The sequence below is a fragment of the Bacillus cereus group sp. BfR-BA-01331 genome, assembly GCF_022663915.1.
Classification (GTDB): domain Bacteria; phylum Bacillota; class Bacilli; order Bacillales; family Bacillaceae_G; genus Bacillus_A; species Bacillus_A mycoides.
Genome location: NZ_JAKUGJ010000135.1, coordinates 1 through 744, shown reverse-complemented (window position 1 = coordinate 744; position 744 = coordinate 1). Strand labels below are relative to the sequence as shown.

The following is a 744-nucleotide window of genomic DNA, read 5'->3' as shown; positions in this document are numbered from 1 at the left end:
GTGAGGTGATTGGTAATAGGTCTTTCGTGAGCTAACCTAGATTAGTGCTATTTAATCAATTCTAAATCTACCCTTATGGGCGCACATACATTTCGATCAAGTCGTCGAAGGTTACATCTTTTTGTGGGTTATGCATTTTTAATAAATAGATATGCTGTTTAAGATGGTTACGTTGTGCTTGCTCAAAGAATGCATTGTTTGATTCAGATAAACCTTGAATAACCATCGCGAACACTTCTGCTACCTTATCAACTGGCCCACGCAGAATGTTTATGTTTTTTGTATCTGGATTAGTTGGATCAATATAGTAAACAGAGCTTTCAGGAATTTTGTGTGCTTGTACTAACTTAAATACTTTTTGACATAAATCATTACTCGGTTCAATAACAGTGACACCATTTAAAAACGTCCCTTTTACATCTTCCGTATCATAATCATTTTTTTTATAGGCATTCTCGAACTTGTTAATGAAACGTACCATCCAGTGTAAATCTTGATTAATCATTGGAATGATTACACTAGATGTTTTACCAGAACCAATTGGACCAATAATGATTCCATTTAATGTTCTATCTTTCCCTTTGATACGAACCATTTCTTTATGCTCGATATGAGGACCAATTTCTACATCAGGATATATTTGTTGTTCCTGGCTATTAAACCATTTTTGTAACTTGTGGTTTTTGTACTCATATTTTTGTACCCATTTTAAAATTTCTTCCCGGTAACGAACAATATGCCCGC

Annotated in this window: 1 pseudogene; it reads right to left on the bottom strand. The window is 34.3% G+C overall.

Annotated features, from left to right (window positions below):
• Positions 1 to 73: 73 nt before the first annotated feature.
• Positions 74 to 744: pseudogene (locus tag MR155_RS31260) on the bottom strand (conjugal transfer protein TraG); the annotation flags it as partial.